Annotated in this window: 23 protein-coding genes; 2 read left to right on the plus strand and 21 right to left on the minus strand. The window is 44.7% G+C overall.

What is annotated here, in order from left to right; translation table 11 throughout:
• Positions 1-45: 45 nt before the first annotated feature.
• Positions 46-1,377 carry an exodeoxyribonuclease VII large subunit gene (gene xseA, locus OCV11_RS13310; RefSeq protein ID WP_373332793.1) on the plus strand — a complete coding sequence of 444 codons (1,332 nt, stop codon included), beginning with the start codon at positions 46-48 and terminating at the stop codon, positions 1,375-1,377.
• Positions 1,378-1,462: 85 nt separating this feature from the next.
• On the opposite strand, the gene OCV11_RS13315 is transcribed toward xseA, so the two are convergent.
• The 20 genes from OCV11_RS13315 to trmJ all read right to left on the minus strand — a co-directional run bounded on the left by OCV11_RS13315 (position 1,463) and on the right by trmJ (position 20,053).
• A complete protein-coding gene (locus tag OCV11_RS13315; protein ID WP_261893419.1) occupies positions 1,463-1,681 on the minus strand; it encodes a zinc ribbon domain-containing protein in 219 nt (72 codons plus the stop codon).
• 307 nt (positions 1,682-1,988) lie between these two features.
• Positions 1,989-2,891: an alanyl-tRNA editing protein gene (locus tag OCV11_RS13320; RefSeq protein WP_261893420.1), complete on the minus strand. Its 903-nt coding sequence runs from the start codon at positions 2,889-2,891 to the stop codon at positions 1,989-1,991.
• 63 nt (positions 2,892-2,954) lie between these two features.
• The gene (gene der, locus OCV11_RS13325) at positions 2,955-4,439 is read right to left on the minus strand and encodes a ribosome biogenesis GTPase Der (protein ID WP_261893421.1); all 1,485 of its coding nucleotides are present in this window, start codon (positions 4,437-4,439) and stop codon (positions 2,955-2,957) included.
• 152 nt (positions 4,440-4,591) lie between these two features.
• Positions 4,592-5,752 carry an outer membrane protein assembly factor BamB gene (bamB, locus tag OCV11_RS13330; protein ID WP_261893422.1) on the minus strand — a complete coding sequence of 387 codons (1,161 nt, stop codon included), beginning with the start codon at positions 5,750-5,752 and terminating at the stop codon, positions 4,592-4,594.
• Positions 5,753-5,766: 14 nt separating this feature from the next.
• Positions 5,767-6,381: a YfgM family protein gene (locus tag OCV11_RS13335; protein ID WP_261893423.1), complete on the minus strand. Its 615-nt coding sequence runs from the start codon at positions 6,379-6,381 to the stop codon at positions 5,767-5,769.
• A gap of 42 nt (positions 6,382-6,423) precedes the next feature.
• Complete coding sequence (hisS, locus tag OCV11_RS13340) at positions 6,424-7,689, minus strand: histidine--tRNA ligase (RefSeq protein ID WP_261893424.1); 1,266 nt, start codon at positions 7,687-7,689, stop codon at positions 6,424-6,426.
• 25 nt (positions 7,690-7,714) lie between these two features.
• Positions 7,715-8,839 (minus strand): flavodoxin-dependent (E)-4-hydroxy-3-methylbut-2-enyl-diphosphate synthase, encoded by a 1,125-nt coding sequence (gene ispG / locus OCV11_RS13345; RefSeq protein ID WP_261893425.1) that lies wholly within the window; start codon positions 8,837-8,839, stop codon positions 7,715-7,717.
• Positions 8,840-8,848: 9 nt separating this feature from the next.
• Positions 8,849-9,832, minus strand: a complete 984-nt coding sequence (rodZ, locus tag OCV11_RS13350; protein ID WP_261893426.1) for a cytoskeleton protein RodZ — start codon at positions 9,830-9,832, stop codon at positions 8,849-8,851.
• A gap of 323 nt (positions 9,833-10,155) precedes the next feature.
• A complete protein-coding gene (locus OCV11_RS13355) occupies positions 10,156-11,277 on the minus strand; it encodes a bifunctional tRNA (adenosine(37)-C2)-methyltransferase TrmG/ribosomal RNA large subunit methyltransferase RlmN (RefSeq protein WP_261893429.1) in 1,122 nt (373 codons plus the stop codon).
• A 188-nt stretch (positions 11,278-11,465) separates the two neighbouring features.
• Positions 11,466-11,894 carry a nucleoside-diphosphate kinase gene (gene ndk, locus OCV11_RS13360; RefSeq protein WP_261893431.1) on the minus strand — a complete coding sequence of 143 codons (429 nt, stop codon included), beginning with the start codon at positions 11,892-11,894 and terminating at the stop codon, positions 11,466-11,468.
• Between the two features lie 198 nt (positions 11,895-12,092).
• Entirely contained in the window at positions 12,093-13,376 is a 1,284-nt protein-coding gene (gene pepB / locus OCV11_RS13365; RefSeq protein ID WP_261893432.1) for an aminopeptidase PepB, read from the minus strand.
• Positions 13,377-13,572: 196 nt separating this feature from the next.
• On the minus strand, positions 13,573-13,767 hold the full coding sequence (gene iscX / locus OCV11_RS13370) for a Fe-S cluster assembly protein IscX (RefSeq protein ID WP_261893433.1): 195 nt from the start codon (positions 13,765-13,767) through the stop codon (positions 13,573-13,575).
• A gap of 62 nt (positions 13,768-13,829) precedes the next feature.
• A complete protein-coding gene (fdx, locus tag OCV11_RS13375) occupies positions 13,830-14,168 on the minus strand; it encodes an ISC system 2Fe-2S type ferredoxin (protein WP_261893435.1) in 339 nt (112 codons plus the stop codon).
• 11 nt (positions 14,169-14,179) lie between these two features.
• On the minus strand, positions 14,180-16,033 hold the full coding sequence (gene hscA / locus OCV11_RS13380) for a Fe-S protein assembly chaperone HscA (RefSeq protein WP_261893437.1): 1,854 nt from the start codon (positions 16,031-16,033) through the stop codon (positions 14,180-14,182).
• Positions 16,034-16,054: 21 nt separating this feature from the next.
• Entirely contained in the window at positions 16,055-16,570 is a 516-nt protein-coding gene (hscB, locus tag OCV11_RS13385; protein ID WP_261893438.1) for a co-chaperone HscB, read from the minus strand.
• A 69-nt stretch (positions 16,571-16,639) separates the two neighbouring features.
• Positions 16,640-16,963 carry an iron-sulfur cluster assembly protein IscA gene (gene iscA, locus OCV11_RS13390; protein WP_261893440.1) on the minus strand — a complete coding sequence of 108 codons (324 nt, stop codon included), beginning with the start codon at positions 16,961-16,963 and terminating at the stop codon, positions 16,640-16,642.
• A 65-nt stretch (positions 16,964-17,028) separates the two neighbouring features.
• Positions 17,029-17,409, minus strand: coding sequence for a Fe-S cluster assembly scaffold IscU (gene iscU, locus OCV11_RS13395; RefSeq protein WP_261893442.1), 381 nt, complete (start codon positions 17,407-17,409; stop codon positions 17,029-17,031).
• A 37-nt stretch (positions 17,410-17,446) separates the two neighbouring features.
• Positions 17,447-18,661 carry an IscS subfamily cysteine desulfurase gene (locus OCV11_RS13400; RefSeq protein ID WP_261893443.1) on the minus strand — a complete coding sequence of 405 codons (1,215 nt, stop codon included), beginning with the start codon at positions 18,659-18,661 and terminating at the stop codon, positions 17,447-17,449.
• Between the two features lie 26 nt (positions 18,662-18,687).
• Positions 18,688-19,209, minus strand: coding sequence for a Fe-S cluster assembly transcriptional regulator IscR (gene iscR / locus OCV11_RS13405; RefSeq protein WP_261893444.1), 522 nt, complete (start codon positions 19,207-19,209; stop codon positions 18,688-18,690).
• Between the two features lie 112 nt (positions 19,210-19,321).
• On the minus strand, positions 19,322-20,053 hold the full coding sequence (trmJ, locus tag OCV11_RS13410) for a tRNA (cytosine(32)/uridine(32)-2'-O)-methyltransferase TrmJ (RefSeq protein ID WP_261893446.1): 732 nt from the start codon (positions 20,051-20,053) through the stop codon (positions 19,322-19,324).
• A 180-nt stretch (positions 20,054-20,233) separates the two neighbouring features.
• Here trmJ and suhB point away from each other — a divergent pair, with 180 nt between their 5' ends.
• Entirely contained in the window at positions 20,234-21,037 is an 804-nt protein-coding gene (gene suhB / locus OCV11_RS13415) for an inositol-1-monophosphatase (RefSeq protein ID WP_261893448.1), read from the plus strand.
• 119 nt (positions 21,038-21,156) lie between these two features.
• Here suhB and OCV11_RS13420 read toward each other — a convergent pair whose 3' ends face one another.
• Positions 21,157-21,708, minus strand: a complete 552-nt coding sequence (locus tag OCV11_RS13420; RefSeq protein ID WP_261893450.1) for an isochorismatase family protein — start codon at positions 21,706-21,708, stop codon at positions 21,157-21,159.
• Positions 21,709-21,716 lie beyond the last annotated feature (8 nt).

Consider the following 21,716-nt stretch of genomic DNA (forward strand, 5'->3'; position numbering starts at 1 on the left):
ATTATATTGCCGCTACTTTCCATACTAACGTCTTGGGATTCAGCTTTGTCTTCTCTCGCTAATCAGAACATCTACACTGTTTCACGTTTAAACGCCGAAGTTCGCTTACTGCTTGAAAATGAAATGGGAATTGTCTGGTTACTTGGCGAAATTTCCAATTTCTCTGCGCCTGTTTCTGGTCATTGGTACCTCACCCTCAAAGACTCTCGTGCTCAAGTTAAAGCTGCCATGTTTAAAGGCAGTAATCGCTTAGTGCCATTTCGTCCGCAAAATGGTCAGCAGGTGTTAGTGAAAGCACGTTTATCTCTTTATGAGCCGCGTGGCGATTATCAAATCATTATCGAAAGCATGCAGCCAGAAGGCGATGGTCGTTTACAGCAAGAGTTCGAGAAGCTCAAAATGCAATTGGCCGCAGAAGGCTTATTTGCCCAAACGCTAAAACGTCCTTTACCTGAACACCCTAAACGCGTTGGTATCATCACCTCTAAAACCGGTGCTGCGTTACATGACATTCTCAATGTACTTAAGCGTCGCGACCCGAGCCTGCCAATCATCATCTATCCAACTATGGTTCAAGGGGATGAAGCAGCCATTCAGATTGCTCAAGCAATTGGTTGCGCTAATAGTCGTAATGAATGTGATGTTTTGATTGTCGGTCGTGGCGGCGGTTCATTAGAAGATTTATGGTGTTTTAACACTGAAATCGTCGCGCGTACTATTGCAGCGAGCCAAATACCAATCATCAGTGCTGTAGGTCATGAAGTGGATGTCACTATCGCCGATTTCGTCGCCGATGTGAGAGCGCCAACACCCTCAGCAGCAGCCGAGTTAGTGAGTCGCGATAATAGCCACAAAATGCAGGCGTTTTTGAATGCTCAGCAAAAACTGGTCAATAGCTGGCGCTATTACTTATCGCAACAAAAGACCCAGTTAACTCAACTGAATTATCGGCTAGATAAACAGCATCCGATGTATCGTTTGGAGCGTCAACAGCAGCGTTTGGATGAACGGGAAATGCGCTTGAAACAAGCGATATTGAAACGCTGTCAGCAAACTCGCCAGCATTTGGCACAGCAAGAGTATCGCTTACAACTGGAATCACCAGTCAAACGTCTTACCCAACAACGCCACCAGCTTGCGCTCGTTGAGCAGAAACTCTTTGAGGCAATGCAACGCAGTTTGCTTAAAAAGCGCTATCAGTTTGGCATGTTGGCGGAAAAACTCGATACCGTAAGTCCACTGTCTACTCTGTCGCGCGGGTACTCAATTACTCGCAATGCTCAAGGGAAAGTGGTGCGTAGTGCGACAGAGGTCAGCACTGGCGATACCTTGGTAACCCGAGTTGCCGATGGTGAAATTCATTCCACCGTTAATTAATCAGCCTGCCAGCGCTTATGCTGAAGCTGGTAATACTGAATAGTTTCATTGTAAAAGAATTATGCAGAGGAGGGAGTCCCCCTCCTCAACCTACGACAAATTCAATTCTCACCCGCGATTTAGACTTCAGCTCATTACACTGAGGGCAGAAATAACTCACTGCACCACACGCCTGCAGCTTTTCCATCTGCGCATCGCAATCAGGACAATAAGCCAGTTTTTTATAATGCTTCTGGCACTGTTTACAGAGATATTCTCCATCCCAACTCAGTTCTTCCTGACATTCTGGGCACAAATTACTCATTGATCTTCCCTAGTAAATTACAGACAACGCTATTTAACGAGATCCGTAGCACGACAAAAACGATCTATATCACATTTTAATGCAAAAATTTGATGGTAAATTACACAAAACCATTGGATCTTGAACAGGATCTTTGGCTGATCTTACGCTTTATTCACTTTGATCAGCGATCTGCATAGAAAAGAACTTTTATATAACCACATCCCGAAAGCATAAGTTACATGTTCTGTATTTCAATTTATAGCGATATAAAATATCGTACAATTACTTATAAAGGAGCATTTTAAGAATTTAATAAAAGGATCATTTATTCCGATCGAGCTTTTACATTGGTGTGTATTTCAATGTTCTGGTTATCTATCTGTTTAATTATAATGCAGATTGACGCGAAATCGCTCAGAGATCTTGCATGAGTTCCACCACATGGGATCGTCGCCACACAATCATCATCCAAACGGCATTGCCAGTAACGAGATTCCGTTAAAGTTGTGCCATCGCAGATCAAATCAATCGGATTTCCCAAATCGACCCACGCTAAAAGCTGCTGGTTAACTGCTTTTTCAATTGCATCTAAGTCAGTAACGAAAACATCGGTATTAAATCCGCGTTTACGTAAGGTTTTGCCCAAGCGGTAACCAACGACAGCTTGCAAAGGCAAGATTTGACTCGATGACTGAGCATAACGATGAAAATCCCAGTGATTGAGGGAATCTTTCATCTCAGCATCTTTACGCCAGTAGGTTTCATTGGCTAACACTTGGTTCAAAGCTAGGCTTGTGAGGTGTTCTGCGCTGTGGGCCAAGCTAAGCGCGTGTTGATGCACCACATCAACCACCAAGCGAACCGCTTGCCCGAGTTGAAGACCATGGTGTGAGCCCGCTATACGGTGTACCACAACAAAAGCCCAACCTGCTGTATCACGTTTTACGGAAATCGACTTATCCACTTCAAGTTTGCCTGACTCAAGGTCAATCGCCCCAGTAAGGCAATCAATCACCGTAAATACATCATCAGCGATCTGCAGTGAACCTTGATCGGCTGGATGATCAGGCCATAGATGACTCACCGGATGGAAATTGGTGCTAAGTGTAACAATATCTGTGTAACTCTCTCCTTCCTGTATCGACATGATCGCGGTTTCTAGCGACTCGCTAGAATATGGGAAGGTAACCTGAGTAGGGACAAGCGGGATGAAGGTTTGAGATGACATAAGGGCTCCTCTAAGAAAAGCCCAGAATAGCAAAAAGCCCAAGAGACTTGGGCTTTTTTATGATTACTTTCTGCGAGATTTTACAGCACTCATCAAACGCTTACGTTTACGCTCTTGCGATAACGTCAGTTTGTCACCCTTGTTCTCAAATGGGTTTTCACTGCTTTGGAACTGGATACGAATCGGTGTACCCATGATTTCCAACGAACGACGGTAGTAGTTCATCAGATAACGTTTGTAAGCATCTGGCAACTCATTGACCAAGTTACCGTGGATCACGATAATTGGTGGGTTATAACCACCTGCGTGCGCGTATTTCAACTTCACGCGACGACCACGAACCAATGGCGGCTGGTGATCATCAGTAGCCATCTTCATAACACGGGTTAGAACAGAAGTACCAACACGTGTCGTTGCTGACTTATACGCTTCTTGAACAGATTCAAACAAGTGACCAACACCCGTACCATGCAATGCCGAGATAAAGTGAATACGAGCAAAATCGACGAAACCAAGACGGCGGTCGAGCTCTTTCTTCACGCGCTCTTTCACATCAGTAGAAAGACCATCCCACTTATTCACAGCAATAACGATTGAACGACCGGCATTGAGAGCAAAACCAAGTAGACTCAAATCTTGATCAGATAGGTTCTCACGAGCATCAACCACTAGCAGAATCACGTTCGCATCTTCAATCGCTTTCAACGTTTTTACGACGGAGAACTTCTCTACCGTTTCGTTGATACGTTTACGACGACGTACACCAGCAGTATCGATCAATACATATTCACGACCATCACGCTCCATTGGGATATAGATAGAGTCGCGTGTAGTTCCTGGCATATCGTAAACAACAACACGTTCTTCACCCAAAATACGGTTAGTCAGCGTTGATTTACCTACGTTTGGACGACCAATGATCGCGAGCTTAATTGGCTGATCTTGAAGGCGTTTAAACTCTTCCTCTGCTTCTTCTTCAGAGTACTCAAGTTTCTCTTCATCAGAATCTTCAAACTGAGTCAGATCTTCTAACAACGCATCTTCTTCAGCCATCGCTTCTGCAAGCGGGTTCAAAGCACGGTCAATCAATGCGTTGACACCACGGCCATGAGCTGCAGCGATTTGGAACATTTTATCCATGCCCAGTTGCCAGAACTCAGCACTTGCGGCTTCTGCATCAATACCATCAACCTTGTTTACTACCAAGAAAGAAGGCTTTTCAATTTTACGTAAATGATTGGCGATCGCTTCATCTGAAACGGTCAAACCAGCACGACCATCGACAAGGAAGAGCACAACGTCAGCTTCTTCAATCGCAGCAAGCGACTGTTCAGCCATCTTAGTTTCAACGCCCTCTTCGCTGCCATCGATACCGCCGGTATCGATCACAATGAACTCATGCTCACCAAGTTGAGCACGGCCATATTTGCGGTCACGAGTAAGACCAGGAAAGTCAGCGACTAATGCATCCCGTGTGCGAGTGAGTCGATTAAATAGCGTTGATTTACCAACGTTAGGACGCCCAACAAGAGCAACAACAGGTACCATAATAACCTCTACAAATCTTCGTTCTTATGTAGTTATAGGTAAATATTCTCTCTCTAGAATTAATTTTTACCTAAAATCACATCTCAATTAATACCAATAAAACGGCTCCTAGCTGTTTCCAACCAGGAGCCGTTTGTGAATTATATCACGAATTAATGTTTGATCGTCAGTTTCTTTACAGAACCATCACGAGTCACAACAACGAATCCGTCATCTAGAGCGATAGGCGCAACAGAGAAACCGCTGCTATCAATATCATCTTCAGCAGCAAAATCACCGGTTTCTGGATTGATCCAGTACAGATAACCTTGCGCATCACCAACAACTATATAGCCGTCGATCATGGCAGGCGGCGTCAGTAAACGGTTTTCTAACTTAGTGTTTTTCCAAAGTTCAGTACCACTACGTGCATCAACGGCAACGAGGTGATCGTTATCTGTCACTAAATACACTTTACTACCGTCGGTTGCCATATTTTTCGAAGACGAGTAATTACGCTTCCAAATAGGATTGCCTGAACGGAGGTCGATTGCGACTAACTGACCATTGAAACCAATGGTGTATAGATTAGAACCGATCAGTAATGGCGATGCATCCACATCCACTAAACGATCAATCTCTGTCGCACCTTTAGGCTGACCAATTGGCTGTTGCCAAATCAGCTGACCACGTTCAACAATTGCTGCAGCTAGACGACCAGAAGGAGTTCCCCAGAACACACCACCAGAAAACGCAATAGGTTGGCTATCACCGCGCAACGTCAGTGTTGGAACTTCAGTGTTAATCACCCAACGTTGCTTACCATCTTCATGATCAAGCGCCACCAAAGTGCCACGACTGGTATTCACCATAACCAGGCTATCATCGGTAGCGGGTGCAGCTAATACTTCACCATCCACTTCCGCTGACCATTTTTTCTCGCCAGTTTTTTCATCTAACGCGAAAACAGTACCATTTTCACTGCCGATATAAATGAGCCCGTACGCAGCAGAAATACCGCCAGAGAGACGCGCTGTGTCATCTTCTTCTAGATCAGTTTCCCAGAGTGTATCACCGGTTTTTGGATCAAGTGCTTTAACTAATCCATCACGCGCAGCGACAAACACTTTGCCATAATTGACAACCGGAGTAAGTTCAGAAAAGTACTGACCCACACCTGATCCAATTGAAGCACTCCAATCTGTGTTTGAAGAAAATTGGTTTTGCACTTGAGGAACCGGCGCCATAACCACGTTATCTTCTTCACCAGCACAACCAGCCAACAGCCCCAATACAGACATCGACAGCAGTACCTTGTTGAACATCTTATTCATCAACTCAGGTTCCCTTATTTAGCTAGATCGTCCAGTTTCATCTGTAGCGTTTGACTTGCATCGTGAGCTTGTTGCGCTTCAGTGTACGCCGTGTAAGCCCCCGCTTTATCGCCTTTACGCATCAGTACATCGCCACGTAGCTCAGCTACACGACCTGTTAGGCTCTGATCTTTAATGCCTTCTAAGGTTTTTAACGCTTCGTCATATTTACCCAGTTCAGCTTGAACTCGAGCAACACGGAACGTAATCACAGAACTTAATGCAGCATCATCAGTATGTTGTTGAGCCCATTGAAGTTGAGTTAGAGCATCATCCAATTTACCCGCTTCAATTTGCACTTTTGCCAATTGAGTGGCTGCCAACACTGCGTATTGCGTGTCTTTGTTCGCATCGATGTAATTTTGGATATCTTGATCCGCTTTTACGCCTTGAGCTGCAAGAGTCTGAACAATTTTGGTGTAATTCGCCGATGCTGATTCTTGTTCAGCCACCATAGAGTTATGGTAATAACGCCAGCCAAATAGACCACCAAGACCGATTACAGCGCCAATAACAACAGCAGTACCGTTCTGTTTCCACCAATCTTTGATCGCTTCAACTGTCTGTTCTTCAGTATCGTAGAGTTCCACTTCCTGTCCTTCTTAAATAAGATGTCTCAACAATTAGTACGTTTAGACGAGATGAGCCAATTGAGCTGCGATATCACCTTGAGCAACAGTTGTTTGCTCGCCACCAGCGAGATCTTTCAAAACAACAGTGCCTTGTGCAACTTCGTCTTCACCTAATACCAAAGCAACTGCCGCACCGACTTTGTCCGCGCGTTTAAATTGTTTCTTAAAGTTACCGCCACCGCAGTGGTTCATTACGCGTAAGCCTGGTACTTGTTCACGTAGTTTTTCAGCAAGCTTCATACCTGCCATCATGGTACCTTCGCCACCAGTAACAAGGTACACATCCACTGCGCGACGAACTTCTTGGTTACCTAGAGTTTCAAGCATGAGAACTAGACGTTCTAGACCCATAGCAAAACCTACAGCTGGCGTTGCTTTTCCACCTAGTTGTTCAACCAAGCCGTCATAACGACCACCACCACAAACAGTACCTTGAGCACCTAAGCTTTCAGTGATCCATTCAAATACGGTACGGTTGTAGTAATCCAAACCACGTACTAAACGTTCATTTACCGTGTATTCGATACCTGCAGCGTCAAGAAGTTCACATAGACCAGCAAAATGTTGCTTAGATTCTTCATCTAAGTAATCAGAGAGTTTAGGTGCATCACCCAAGATCGCCTGAATGTCTTGGTTCTTAGTATCAAGAACACGCAGAGGGTTGGTGTACATACGACGTTTGGCATCTTCGTCCAACACTTCTTCGTGCTGTTCAAGGAACGCAATCAGTGCTGTACGGTAGTTACCACGAGCTTCAAGAGAACCAATTGAGTTCAATTCCAAACGTAGGTGTTCTGCAATACCGAGTTCACGCCATAGACGCGCAGTCATCATGATCAGCTCAGCATCCACATCTGGGCCATCGATACCAAACACTTCTACACCACATTGGTGGAATTGACGGTAACGACCTTTCTGAGGACGTTCATGACGGAACATTGGGCCCATGTACCATAGGCGTTGTTCTTGGTTGTAAAGTAGGCCATTTTCGATACCAGAACGAACACAACCCGCCGTACCTTCAGGGCGAAGAGTTAGGCTGTCACCATTGTCATCAAAGGTGTACATCTCTTTCTCAACCACGTCGGTCACTTCGCCAATCGCACGTTTGAACAGATGAGTCATCTCAACGATAGGCATACGCACTTCGCTATAGCCATATGCGCTAATTACATTTTTAATGATGCCTTCTGCTTTTTGCCAAAGCGGAGACTGGGTTGGGAGGCAATCGTTCATGCCTCGAATTGCTTGGATAGTCTTAGCCACAATACTTACCGTAATTTCGTTGAGATTAATCGTTGTCTAATTGCTTCACTTCGATGCGATTTTTTTCATCGAGCAAAGCGGCTTTAGCGCGAATTCTCGCTTCGAGTTGGTCGATCAGATTATCGTTGTCGAAACGTTCTTTCTGACGTACGCCATCTTCGTAAAGAGCACTTTTCTTGTTGCTCCCAGCCAGTCCAAGATGAGCAGCTTCTGCTTCACCAGGACCATTAACAACACAGCCAATGACTGAAACATCCATTGGAGTCAGAATGTCTTCAAGACGCTGTTCCAATGCGTTTACTGTTCCAATCACATCAAATTCTTGTCGAGAACAAGTTGGGCAGGCAATAAAGTTGATGCCACGTGAGCGAATACGCAGAGATTTGAGGATATCAAATCCGACTTTAATCTCTTCCACTGGATTGGCAGCCAAAGAGATACGCAAGGTATCACCAATGCCTTCAGCCAGTAGTAGGCCTAAGCCCACAGCAGATTTCACCGCACCAGCACGAGCACCGCCCGCTTCAGTAATACCAAGGTGCAAAGGTTGATCAATCTGTTTTGCTAACAGACGATATGCGTCCACAGCAAGGAAAACGTCAGACGCTTTAACACTGACTTTAAATTGATCAAAATTCAGGCGATCCAAAATATCCACATGACGCATTGCAGATTCCAGCAAAGCTTGTGGGGTTGGCTCGCCATATTTTTCTTGAAGGTCTTTTTCTAAAGAACCGCCATTTACACCAATACGGATAGGGATATTTTTGTCGCGCGCACAATCCACCACTGAACGGATACGACTTTCGTTACCGATGTTACCAGGGTTAATACGCAAACAGTCCACACCATATTCAGCCACTTTTAACGCAATACGGTAGTCAAAGTGAATATCTGCCACTAGAGGAACAGAAACTTGCTGTTTGATGAGTTTGAACGCTTCAGCGGCGTCCATGGTTGGAACCGATACGCGAACAATATCCGCGCCGACTTTTTCTAAAGAACGAATTTGCGCAACTGTCGCATCTACGTCAGTTGTACGAGTATTCGTCATAGATTGAACAGCGATGGGCGCACCATCGCCAATGGGTACATTACCCACGTAAATACGTGTCGATTTACGACGTTTGATTGGAGACTCGTGCTGCATAGTAATTGTCTAAGGTAAGGTCAATCTTGCTACTTTGCCGGAAGTATACCGAGAAAGGTCGACAGGTTCACTCGCAAATGTCATTTGAACGGCTTCTGGAGCACCTAAAACGACTTTAAATGGCTTGTCGCCATGTAGGTTCAAAGACTGACCTTCTTTTTTGACGCCAGTCGCTAACGTTTTACCGTTAGCGTCGGTCACTTGAATCCAACAATCGGCTGTAAATACCATGGTCATTTCACCAGGATTTGAAATCAAAACTGGCGCAGGCGTTTGGGCAGTTTCAACAGGAGCTTGAACTTTTGGAGCCACTTTGGTTTGAGTTGGAGATGTAGGTTTAGCTGGAGCGACAGGTGCTGCTGGCGCTTCATCTTCTGGAGTATCGACTTCAGCCGGTGGCACATCATCTTCTGCGCTTTCAGGTTCTGCGTCTGTCGCTTCTTGTTGCTGACTCAGCGAACTCACCGTAGCGAAGTCATCATCTTTGGTCTGCTCTGCTGCTGTTTTTTCATCTACAGGAGAGGCAGGCTCAGCTTGCACGGTTGGTTTAGGCGCTTGCGGTGTTAACGTGTCTTGATGACTATTTTGCCACCACCACAGCGAAGACATGCCAATTAAAACGATCAAAATACCCCAAGTTAGCACCATGATGCGATGATCATGCTGTTCACGTTTGGTCTTCTTAGAAAAGCTTTGCATCGGCTGTTCTTGAGGTACAACCGAGCAATGTTCTTTATAAGACTCAAGGATCTCTTTATCGGTAATACCGACAGCTTTTGCGTACGAACGAAGATAGCCACGCGTAAACGTAGCCACTTGCTCTGAATCGAATTCATTATTTTCAATACTAATAATGATCGTTTCTTTTAAGCGTAAACGAGCAGCAATTTGTTTTTGGCTTAAACCTAACTCTTCCCGTTTGTTCTTCAACAACGTTCCTGGTTGTAACGTGTTGCATTCCATTTGAATGTCGTCTTGCTGTTCTGTATTCATCCGCGATATCAATCTCGTATTTTGATGTCCAAGTCAAAAGCCAGCTTATCGATTTTTATTAGAGTTAGTTTTAGCTATAACTCATGACTTCAACAAGGTGAAACTTCTCCAACGTTGTTTTCCAACGATGTCTCAAATTCAATTTTGAGAATAGTGAATCATTCTAATAGATATTAGACGTTAAACAACAAGGAATTGGGCAAGAAATTGCAAACTGGTCAAGGTTTTTCGTTAATTTAACAAATTGAATGGGGAAAATAGGCACAAAAAGATAAAAAACAGGCCAGATAAACTCTGGCCTGTTGATAATTTATTCGATCGGTTTAAACCGCTTTAACTGGAATAGCGAGTGAGTCGAACTCTTTTGCTTTAGTTCGTTTGGTACGGTCAATAACATCCCCAACCAACTGGCCACATGCCGCATCGATATCATCACCGCGAGTTTTACGTACAGTTACAGTGTGCTCGTATTGCATCAAGGTTTTCTGGAAACGGTCAATGCGTGAGTTACTTGGCTTTTTATAAGGTGAGCCTGGGTATGGGTTAAACGGAATCAAGTTAATCTTACACGGCGTACCTTTCATTAAGCGCGCCAGCTCTTCCGCATGCTCAGTACCATCATTAACATGGTCAAGCAATACATACTCCACAGTCACTTTGCCGCGGTTAGCATTTGATGTAGCAAGGTAACGACGAACGGTTTCTAAGAAGGTTTCGATATTCCAACGATCGTTAATTGGCATAATATCGCTACGCAACTTATCGTTTGGCGCGTGTAAAGAAATCGCCAATGCAACGTCGATTTTACCAATCATTTGCTCTAGCCCAGAGACCACACCAGACGTCGATACAGTAACGCGACGTTTTGATAGTCCAAAGCCAAGATCATCTAACATGATCTCCAACGCTGGGATAAGGTTTTTCATGTTCAACAGTGGCTCGCCCATGCCCATCATTACCACGTTGGTAATTGGGCGACGACCGGTTTCTTTTTCTAAACCAATTTCGCGAGCCGCACGCCATACCTGACCAATGATCTCAGATACACGTAAGTTACGGTTAAAACCTTGTTGAGCGGTTGAACAGAATTTACATTCCAAAGCACAACCTACTTGAGAAGAAACACACAAAGTAGCGCGATCGTCTTCTGGGATATAGACGGTTTCAACGTCTTGGTCACCGACGCGCATTGCCCATTTGATGGTGCCGTCAGATGAGTGCTGTGCAGCAGAAACATAAGGTGCACGAATTTCGCATTTAGATTGCAGTTTTTCGCGCAGCTGTTTGTTAATGTTGCTCATCTTTTCGAAATCATCACAACCAAAGTGATAAATCCACTTCATGACCTGATCGGCACGAAATGCTTTCTCACCTAGTTCTTCAGCGAAAAATGCACGCATACTAGTGCGATCAAAGTCGAGTAGATTGACTTTCTCAATTGTCATGAAGGCCTCTCAAAGATGGAACAAGAATTAAGGGCGCGAATTGTACAGCCTTTACGCAGCGACAACAAGTGCCGCAAAGCCCCGTTTTTTCTATGGTAATGACAACTCATTGATTAAAAAACAACCAGAAAAGATCTCTGGCAAAAAAAAGCTCCTAATACAGGAGCTTTCTTATCAAAATCACCGGATTAAGGGCGAGGACAAATTTCCGCAGCAGGGAAAAAGAACTCAATTTCACGAGCGGCTGAAGCTGGGCTATCACTGCCATGAACCGAGTTTTTACGCATGCTTAGCGCATAATCGTTACGCAAAGTACCGCACGCGGCTTCTTCTGGGTTGGTTTTCCCCATCAGTTCACGGTAACGAGTAATCGCGCTCTCACCTTCAAGAACTTGAACCATGATCGGTCCAGAAGTCATGAATGCTTTGAGATCATCAAAAAATGCTTTGCCTTCATGCTCAGCATAAAAACCACTCGCCTGCTCTTCGGTTAAATGCACCATTTTTGCGGCGATAATACGCAGACCCGCTTTTTCGATACGATGGTAAATCTCACCGATCAAGTTACGTTCAACTGCGTCAGGTTTGATGATAGAAAATGTTCTTTCTAGAGCCATAAGATGTCTTTCCTTCTCGTTTTGATTTTATAGTTTTGTTTACTCAACCCTGAGAGTGGCCACAATCAAGCTGGCTAGATAAAGCATAGATAACTTGTTGTATTTTATGTAATGAAATTCATCACAAAAGCCAATAAAAGAGCTGAATGAACAGACGGCACATGGCCGTCTGCGGCTGACTTTTTAGGATACGACGACTTATTTCATCAAAATATTAGCTAAGGTTTTCACACCAATGCCTGTTGCGCCAGCGGCCCACTTGTCGGTAGATGATTTACGGTAAGTCGCAGCACAGTCAAAGTGCAACCAACCTTTTTCATAACCTTCGACAAAGTATGACAAGAACGCAGCGGCTGTACTTGCTCCAGGAACATAATCACCAGAAGCAATGTTAGACATATCCGCAAAGGCTGAAGGCAGCATATCACGGTGGAAATCGCACAGCGGCAGAGCCCACAAACCTTCATTCTCTTCTTTTGCTGAGGCAAGTGCTTTTTGTGAAAATGCTTCGTCAAAGCTTAGCAACGCATGGAAATCATTGCCTAAAGCGTTCTTCGCTGCACCAGTTAGTGTGGCGCAATCGATGATCATTTCTGGGTTTTGTTCGCTTGCGTAAATCAGGCCATCAGCCAACACCAAACGACCTTCTGCGTCGGTGTTCATCACTTCAACGGTTTTACCGTTTTTATAAGTGATGATGTCACCCAGTTTAAGTGCGCGACCTGAAATCATGTTTTCAGCGCAGCATAGGATCAATTTAACGCGCTTATTAAAGCCACGCAGAATAGCGAGTGCTAGAGCGCCAGTCACCATACCTGAACCACCCATGTCTGACTTCATAGAAGTCATGAAGTTAGATGGTTTGATGCTGTAACCGCCTGAGTCAAAGGTGATACCTTTACCCACCAAACACGCATAAACTGGAGCGTCTTCTTTACCGGTTGGGTTGAAGTCTAGCTGCAGCATTGCAGAAGTACGTTCTGAACCACGACCAACGGCGTAAATACCTTCCCAACCTTCAGTAAGAAGATCTTTATCTTTTACGATGCGGTAAGTTACGTGCTCTGGAGCAAGTGATTTGATGAACTCGCCCGCCATGGTGGCAAGTTGGCGAGGTGCCACTTCTTCAGCACTCTTGTTGATAATGTCACATGCCCAATCTGTTGATTTGATGCGTGCGTTCAATTCGTTTTGTTCAGCTTGAGCAAGTGGTGTCCATTCTAGCTGATTGCGTTTTTTAGGCTCACGGTAACCTTGATAGAAAGCCCAAATTGTTTCGAGGTTCCAACCCTCTCCCGCTAACAGGATTTGACGGATGCTTTGACCATCAAATTTGCGCGCTGCGCGTTGAATCGCAACAAGATCGTTTTCACCTTTTAAGTGAATCGTTGCACCTTGTTCAGAGTAAGAAAGTAGCGCACCTTCTCCCCATTGAGGCTGAGCACTATCATTGCTGATAAAAACGGACATCTGTGTAGACATGGTTTCTCCTTGTCTTATAAGTATGGCTTTAACCTATGCCATTTAGTAAGTAACTCTTTGATGGTAGCATTTTGCCAGGGCAAAATGTCAACTCTGTTTAAGCTGAATCAAATATAAAAAAACGGACCCGAGGGCCCGTTATTTTGCTTTAAAACGGCGAACTCGCCTAGATTATCTTTCCTATTACAGGAAATATTTAATCTCGCTCGTCCATCCAGCATAAAATGATCGCTTCAAGGATTTTCTCATTGGAACGTTCTGGATCATCTTCAAAATCATCCAAGTCCATGATCCACTGATGTAAATCGGTAAAACGAACCGTTTTAGGATCAACATCAGGGTACTGTTCACACAGTTCAATCGCGATATCGAGCGAATCTGTCCATTTCATAATAGTTCCAGTCCTAATATTGGCGTCGCACGGTTATCTAATACGACGGCGTATGCTTAAAATTAATGATCTTCTTTCGCGTGGTTAAGAGAATATTTAGGGATCTCAATCACTAAGTCTTCATCCGCAACGCAAGCTTGGCAGCTCAATCGCGACTCTGGCTCTAAACCCCATGCTTTATCTAACATGTCGTCTTCCAGTTCATCGCTTTCATTTAACGAATCGAAGCCTTCACGAATAATGACATGGCATGTTGTACATGCACACGATTTTTCGCAAGCGTGATCAATTTCGATACCATTTTTCAATGCCGCATTCAGTACAGATTCACCTGGTTGGGCTTCAAACTCTGCACCTTCAGGGCATAAATCTTCATGAGGTAAAACAATAATTTTAGGCATGATCTTTTCTCTTATATCTCGTCAACCGAATGGCCGGCTAGTGCAGCACGAATGGATTTATCCATGCGGCGTGAAGCAAAGTCTTGGCTTGCTTTATCAGTCTCTTTAATGCCCTGTTCAATCGCGTCAGCATTATCGCCATTGCGCAGTTGAATCAGGTTTTCAATCGCAGCCAGAAGCAGAGCGCGCTCTTGTTCTGACAACAATTCATCACCGTCCGCTTGAAGTGCAGACAGTAAACTTTCAATCACACGATCCGCTTCAACACGTTGTTCAACAAGAGCACGAGCTTTCATGTCTTCTTCAGCGAAGCTCATTGAATCACGCAGCATATTAGCCACTTCATCATCGCTCAAACCGTAAGAAGGCTTCACTTGAATCTCTGATTGAACGCCAGTGCTTTTTTCCATCGCTGTGACAGACAGCAATCCGTCAGCATCAACTTGGTAAGTCACGCGGATATGTGCAGCGCCAGCTGCCATTGGTGGAATACCTTTTAGCGAGAAACGTGCTAGTGAACGACAGTCATCGACCAATTCACGCTCGCCTTGCACTACGTGCACGCTCATCCCAGTTTGACCATCTTTAAAGGTGGTAAATTCCTGAGCACGAGCAACAGGGATAGTGGTATTACGCGGGATGATTTTTTCCACCAAACCACCCATGGTTTCAATACCAAGGGAGAGAGGAATCACATCCAGCAGCAGCATTTCTGCATCAGGCTTATTACCGACTAACACATCAGCTTGCAAAGCAGCACCAATCGCAACCACTTCGTCTGGGTTGATACTGGTTAGTGGTGTGCGACCAAAGAATTCGCCAACCATTTCACGAACAAGTAGCGTACGTGTTGAACCACCCACCATAACGACTTCAAGAACATCATCGTTTGTGACATCGGCATCTCGTAGAGCGCGACGACAAGACATCAAGGTTTTCTTAACCAGTGGCGTGATCAGATCATTTAGCTCTTCGCGAGCTAAAGTACCTTGCCAGCCCAATACATCGATAGATGCCTGTTCTTGCGTCGACAAATCAATCTTCGCTTGAGTTGCAGCGTTAAGCAGTGCTCGATAATCTTCGGCACTAAGTTTACCGCTAAGGCCCATCTGCTCTTTTAAATGATCAGCAACTAAATGGTCAAAGTCATCGCCACCTAAAGCAGAATCGCCACCCGTGGCAAGAACTTCAAAAACGCCTTTGGATAAACGCAAAATGGAGATATCAAAAGTACCGCCACCCAAATCATAAACTGCAATTACGCCTTCTTGACCAGAATCTAGACCGTAGGCAATTGCTGCAGCCGTCGGTTCATTGAGCAAACGCAGCACATGCAATCCTGCCAAATTCGCCGCATCTTTAGTACCCGCACGCTGCGCGTCATCGAAGTATGCTGGAACCGTGATAACCACACCAGCTAGCTCACCATTGAGTGCTTCTTCTGCTCGAGCGCCTAAAGAACGTAGGATGTCGGCTGAAATCTGAATTGGATTACGATCACCTTGCGCAGTCTCGATGATTGGCAAGCCTTTCTCACTCGCTTTAAAACGATAAGGCAAATTTGGGTAACGCGCTTGAATGTCGCTAAGCGAGCGACCAAGAAGACGTTTTACCGAAATTACGGTGTTCTCTGGATCCACTTTTGCACGTTCACGCGCTTCATAACCGACGCATACCTCTTCTTGTGAATAGTTCACAATCGAAGGAAGAATGCTACGTCCCTCAACATCATTAAGAGTAATCGCGGTACCACTGCGTACAGAGGCCACTAAGGAATTGGTCGTCCCAAGATCGATCCCTACCGCCAATTTATGTTGATGCGGAGCAGAGCTTTGACCTGGTTCTGCAATTTGAAGTAATGCCATGGATGGGTCCTTGTTCTTGAATTAGCCGAGTAGTTTTTCTTCTACTTTGGCCACTTCATCTTTTAATTTTGCGATAAATTTCAGCTTACGTACGGTGTCAGCAGCGATGTCCCATGTGGCATCGTTCAACTGTTGTTCCACTAGTTGGAGATAGCTTTTCAACATACGCGAAACTTTACTGTCAAAATCAAACAAGGCACTTTCAGCATCAGCACTTTGTTCTACTGCCTCAAGCTCTTCGCGCAGCTCCATCTGTTCCATGAGAAACATTGGATCTTGAAGGGTTTGCTGTTCACCACGTAATTCGATGCCGTGCAATAAAATAAGATATTCAGCCCGGCTAATCGGGGCTTTTAACACTTGATAGGCATCGTTGATCTCCGCAGCCTTTTGCACTGCCATTAAACGGTCACGTTCAGAAGCAGCAGCAAAATTGTCCGGATGAAAACGTTTTTGTAACTCTCTAAATTGAGAAGAAAGAAGGCTACCATCCAGTGCAAACTGAGTTGGTAGCCCAAATAATTCGAAATAATTCATAACAGAAGCCGGTCCTTTATTTCGGCTTCGGAACGCAAGTGAACGTTCCGAACTACCGAGGATTAACCGTTAAACGTTGAAGCTTTCACCACAACCACATTCGCCTTTGACGTTTGGGTTGTTAAACTCAAAACCTTCGTTTAACCCTTCTTTTTTGTAATCCAGCTGAGTACCGTCGAGGTAAACCAAACTTTTGGTATCAACAATAACTTTCACGCCATTGTTCTCAAAAACCTGGTCTTCTTCGTTAAGTTCATCAACGAACTCCAGTACGTACGCCATTCCAGAACAACCCGTCGTTCTTACGCCTAGACGTAAGCCGATCCCTTTTCCACGATTATCGAGAAAAGATCTCACACGATTCGCTGCGCTCTCTGATAGGGTAATGGCCATACTACAACCTTAGTAATCTAAATTAATAAACAGAGTGGGATTATCTCCCACTCGCTGGCAAATGACTATTGATGTTTTTTCTTGTAGTCAGCAACCGCTGCTTTGATTGCATCTTCAGCCAAAATTGAACAGTGAACTTTCACTGGTGGCAACTCTAGCTCTTCAGCAATTTCAGCATTTTTGATCGCTGCCGCTTCATCAAGAGACTTACCTTTTACCCATTCAGTTACGAGTGAGCTAGATGCGATAGCACTGCCACAGCCATAGGTTTTAAATTTTGCATCTTCAATGATACCTTCAGGAGATACCTTGATTTGCAGACGCATAACGTCACCACAAGCAGGCGCACCTACCATACCACTACCGACGCTTGGATCTTCTTTGTCGAATGAGCCAACGTTGCGCGGGTTCTCATAGTGGTCAATTACTTTTTCGCTGTATGCCATGGTATTTTACCTCGAATCCTTAATGTTTCTGGTGTGCTTAGTGGCTAGCCCACTCAACAGTGTTTAGGTCTACACCTTCTTTGTACATATCCCAAAGAGGTGACAGTTCACGTAGCTTAGTTACTGCTGAACGGATCTGAGTCACTGCATAGTCCACTTCTTCTTCCGTTGTATAACGACCGAATGAGAAACGGATTGAGCTGTGCGCAAGTTCATCATTTAGGCCTAAAGCACGTAATACATAAGATGGCTCTAAACTTGCTGATGTACATGCACTACCTGAAGAGACAGCAATGTCTTTCAGTGACATCAATAGTGATTCACCTTCAACAAAGGCAAAACTGATGTTCAGGTTGTTTGGAAGACGTTGTTCTAAATCACCGTTAACGGTCACGGCTTCCATATCTTTTAGACCATTAAGTAGGCGGTCACGTAGTGCTTTTGCATGGTCGTAATCATGTTGCATTTGCTCTTTAGCGATGCGGCATGCTTCACCAAAACCAACGATTTGATGAGTAGCTAGTGTACCTGAACGGAAACCACGTTCATGACCACCACCGTGCATTTGCGCTTCAAGACGAACACGAGGTTTACGACGAACATACAGTGCGCCAATACCTTTAGGTCCATAAATTTTATGCGCAGAAAGAGAGATCAAATCGACTTTCATTTCTTGCACATCAATTGGCAATTTACCCGCTGATTGAGCTGCATCAACGTGGAAAATAATTTTGCGCGAGCGGCAAAGTTCACCAATCGCAGCGATATCTTGAATCACACCGATTTCATTGTTTACATGCATGATTGAAACCAAAACGGTATCTTCGCGCATTGCTGCTTCCAGCTTCGCCAGATCAATAAGACCATTGGTTTCTGGTTGCATGTAAGTCACTTCATAACCTTCACGTTCAAGCTGACGACAAGTGTCTAGAATCGCTTTGTGCTCAGTTTTAGAAGTGATGATGTGTTTACCTTGCTTACCGTAGAAGTGCGCAGCACCTTTAAGTGCAAGGTTATCTGATTCGGTAGCACCAGAAGTGAACACGATCTCACGCGGGTCTGCGTTAATTAAATCTGCTACTTGCTCACGAGCAGTATCAACTGCTTCTTCTGCCTGCCAGCCATAACGGTGTGAACGCGACGCCGGGTTACCAAAGGTGCCGTCCATCGTCATGTACTGAACCATCTTTTCAGCAACGCGAGTGTCAACAGGACAGGTCGCTGAATAGTCTAAATAAATAGGCAGTTTCATTTTCTACTCCAATGTATAAATTGCCGCTACGAGCGTGCATTAATACCTACGGGTGCCGCACCGACGGTGACAGAGTTCGAATTCTTGTGTGTCAGCCCGTGGTTTACCGCAAGACCAAAGTCTTGACGATCTGAAATTTCTAGCACTTCATTGTCAATCATTAACTCGCCAAGAGTAATGTTGTTCAAGAAGTCGCTGATACGTGAGCTTAGGTCACGCCAAAGAGTGTGCGTTAAACAACGCGTGCCACCTTGACAGTCGCCTTTGCCATTACATTTAGTTGCATCAACGGATTCATCAACTGCGGCAATAACAGTGCCAACAGAAATGTCGGTTGCTTCAGCACCTAAACGATAACCGCCCCCTGGGCCACGAACAGAAGCCACTAGCCCAGCTTTGCGCAGTTTGGAAAATAACTGCTCTAAGTAGGAAAGTGAAATTCCTTGTCGTTCTGATATATCTGCCAAGGGTACTGGGTTCTGTTGCGAGTGAAGAGCCACATCCAGCATGGCTGTCACAGCATATCTTCCTTTTGAGGTCAGTCTCATATCACACCGTATCCACATTGATTATGTGGAGTAAGTGTTCCATACCCGACAAATTTGGTCAAGTATTTATTTGACTAATTTACTCAACTATTCATCCCTGAGATATATAGGGTTACTTCTTATTCAGCAGCTGCTTTTCTACTGAAGTCAAAATACCACGTAGGATATTCAGCTCTTGTGCTTCAGGACGAGCACGGCTAAACATTCTGCGTAGCTTATTCATCACTAACCCTGGCTGCTCTTTAGAGATAAATTGAGTCTCTGTAATGACTTTTTCAAGATGCGCGTAGAACAATTCCAGCTCTTGTTGCCGTGGATACTCTTGCTCTTGTACCTCAGCATATTGCTGCGCTTCTAGCGCTAAGTGCGCAACTCGAATTTCATAACAGAGTGTCTGCACCGCCATCGCCAGATTCAGCGAACTGTATTCTGGATTAGCGGGAATGCTGACGTGGAAATGACAGGTCTGCAGCTCAGTATTGGTTAAACCGGTGCGCTCACGACCAAACACAATCGCAACAGGATACTGGCGACCTTCTTGGGCGAACTTCTCACCGCACTCTCTTGGATTGAGCATTGGCCAATCCAATGTGCGAGAACGGGCACTCGTGCCTACCACTAGGCCACAATCTTTTACTGCTTCATCTAAGCTAGACACGATCTGTGCATTTAACGCAATATCACTCGCGCCAGCTGCTAAGGCAATCGCCTGAGCATCGACTTCACATTGAGGATTCACTAACACCATTTGGCTTAGACCCATGACTTTCATCGCACGAGCAGCTGAACCGATGTTACCGGAATGAGATGTTTCAACTAAAACGACTTTAACATTGTCTAACATGAAATAATCACACCACTCTCTAATTAGCCGCAGCAGTTTACCATAAACCTGAGTAAAATGGTCAGACCCTTTTTTACACACAGGCTTTAACTGACCAGAAAATAATCACTTCCCTTTTCTCTAACTTTTGGTATACTGCCGCCCGCTTTTTCGTTCTTTAACATCCGTTGGGAAACTCGTATGCATCCAATGCTAAATATTGCTATTCGCGCAGCGCGAAAAGCAGGCAACCATATCGCTAAATCTTTAGAAAACGCTGAGAAAATCGAATCAACTCAGAAAGGCACAAATGACTTTGTTACTAACGTAGACAAAGAAGCCGAATCTATCATTATTCATACCATTCAAAGCTCATACCCAGAGCACTGCATCGTAGCGGAAGAAAGCGGTCTTATCGAAGGTAAAGATAAAGACGTACAATGGATCATCGACCCACTGGATGGCACCACTAACTTTGTAAAAGGTTTACCTCACTTCGCTGTATCTATCGCAGTTCGTATGCGTGGTAAAACTGAAGTAGCTTGTGTTTACGACCCAATGCTAAACGAGCTATTCACAGCTCAACGTGGTGCGGGTGCTCAACTAAACAACGCACGTATTCGCGTTAAACAATTGAAAGACCTTCAAGGTGCCGTTCTAGCGACTGGTTTCCCATTCAAACAAAAACAACATTCAGAATCTTACCTGAAAATTGTTTCTTCTCTATTTGTTGAATGTGCGGACTTCCGTCGTACTGGTTCTGCTGCATTGGATCTTTGCTACCTAGCTGCAAATCGCGTTGACGGTTATTTTGAGCTAGGCTTAAAACCATGGGATATGGCAGCTGGTGAGCTTATTGCTCGTGAAGCTGGTGCAATCCTAACTGACTTTGCTGGCGGTACTGAATACTTGAAGTCTGGCAACATCGTTGGTTCAAGCGCTCGCGGCGTGAAATCAATCCTAAAACACATCCGTGAAAACGGTAACGACGCGATCCTTAAATAATCAATAACATATCAGCTTAAGTCTGGTATGACATTCCGTCACAGCTGAAAAAGCCCGAGTTAAACTCGGGCTTTTTTTTATCTCGTTTAGGTCTCACAAGACCTACAACTCTCACTTTCTTATTTGAGTAGTGACAGTAATTCCTGAGTCGTGCCAATTTCACCCAACATTGGGAAAATACACTCAACGGAATTTTTATGATTCACTAAGCTCTTATCTGTCATAGCATCTTCAATTAATACTACGTTATAGCCGAGTTCATAACCTTGGCGCGCTGTCGATTCTACGCCCATGCTGGTTGCAATCCCTACCACCACAATTTGCGATACATTGCGTGCTTGAAGCTGCTCATGCAAATCGGTATTAATGAATGCACCCCAGTTGTGTTTGGTGATCATGATATCGTCTTGATGCTGAGGCACTTGTTCAATCAAGGTCGCCCAGTTAGCGGGTAAAGAGCCGCCAGAGCGCGGCAAGCTAGTGCGTCCTGGCGCACCACCAGCAACGTTGACAAGCACCACTGGCTGAGCTTTGGCGTGAAATTCGTTAATCAATTCAACCGAATGTTTTATCGCTAAATCGGCATTTTCTTTTGGTGGTAAAGGGACAATCCCTTCTTGAAGATCGATAACAATGAGTGCCACATTTGAATCGAGTTGCGTAATAGCCATAGGACTCT

The sequence above is a fragment of the Vibrio porteresiae DSM 19223 genome, assembly GCF_024347055.1.
GTDB classification, from domain to species: domain Bacteria; phylum Pseudomonadota; class Gammaproteobacteria; order Enterobacterales; family Vibrionaceae; genus Vibrio; species Vibrio porteresiae.

Coding starts and splice junctions, on each gene's coding strand:
- der (WP_261893421.1), bottom strand. CDS start 4,439: ATGGTACCTGTTGTTGCTCTTGTTGGGCGTCCTAACGTTGGTAAATCA.
- suhB (WP_261893448.1), top strand. CDS start 20,234: ATGCATCCAATGCTAAATATTGCTATTCGCGCAGCGCGAAAAGCAGGC.
- bamB (WP_261893422.1), bottom strand. CDS start 5,752: ATGAATAAGATGTTCAACAAGGTACTGCTGTCGATGTCTGTATTGGGG.
- OCV11_RS13320 (WP_261893420.1), bottom strand. CDS start 2,891: ATGTCATCTCAAACCTTCATCCCGCTTGTCCCTACTCAGGTTACCTTC.
- OCV11_RS13400 (WP_261893443.1), bottom strand. CDS start 18,661: ATGAAACTGCCTATTTATTTAGACTATTCAGCGACCTGTCCTGTTGAC.
- OCV11_RS13315 (WP_261893419.1), bottom strand. CDS start 1,681: ATGAGTAATTTGTGCCCAGAATGTCAGGAAGAACTGAGTTGGGATGGA.
- iscR (WP_261893444.1), bottom strand. CDS start 19,209: ATGAGACTGACCTCAAAAGGAAGATATGCTGTGACAGCCATGCTGGAT.
- pepB (WP_261893432.1), bottom strand. CDS start 13,376: ATGTCTACACAGATGTCCGTTTTTATCAGCAATGATAGTGCTCAGCCT.
- fdx (WP_261893435.1), bottom strand. CDS start 14,168: ATGCCTAAAATTATTGTTTTACCTCATGAAGATTTATGCCCTGAAGGT.
- hscB (WP_261893438.1), bottom strand. CDS start 16,570: ATGAATTATTTCGAATTATTTGGGCTACCAACTCAGTTTGCACTGGAT.
- iscA (WP_261893440.1), bottom strand. CDS start 16,963: ATGGCCATTACCCTATCAGAGAGCGCAGCGAATCGTGTGAGATCTTTT.
- OCV11_RS13420 (WP_261893450.1), bottom strand. CDS start 21,708: ATGGCTATTACGCAACTCGATTCAAATGTGGCACTCATTGTTATCGAT.
- trmJ (WP_261893446.1), bottom strand. CDS start 20,053: ATGTTAGACAATGTTAAAGTCGTTTTAGTTGAAACATCTCATTCCGGT.
- ispG (WP_261893425.1), bottom strand. CDS start 8,839: ATGCAGCACGAGTCTCCAATCAAACGTCGTAAATCGACACGTATTTAC.
- iscX (WP_261893433.1), bottom strand. CDS start 13,767: ATGAAATGGACAGATTCGCTCGATATCGCGATTGAACTGTGTGAACAG.
- OCV11_RS13355 (WP_261893429.1), bottom strand. CDS start 11,277: ATGACAATTGAGAAAGTCAATCTACTCGACTTTGATCGCACTAGTATG.
- ndk (WP_261893431.1), bottom strand. CDS start 11,894: ATGGCTCTAGAAAGAACATTTTCTATCATCAAACCTGACGCAGTTGAA.
- rodZ (WP_261893426.1), bottom strand. CDS start 9,832: ATGAATACAGAACAGCAAGACGACATTCAAATGGAATGCAACACGTTA.
- iscU (WP_261893442.1), bottom strand. CDS start 17,409: ATGGCATACAGCGAAAAAGTAATTGACCACTATGAGAACCCGCGCAAC.
- hscA (WP_261893437.1), bottom strand. CDS start 16,033: ATGGCATTACTTCAAATTGCAGAACCAGGTCAAAGCTCTGCTCCGCAT.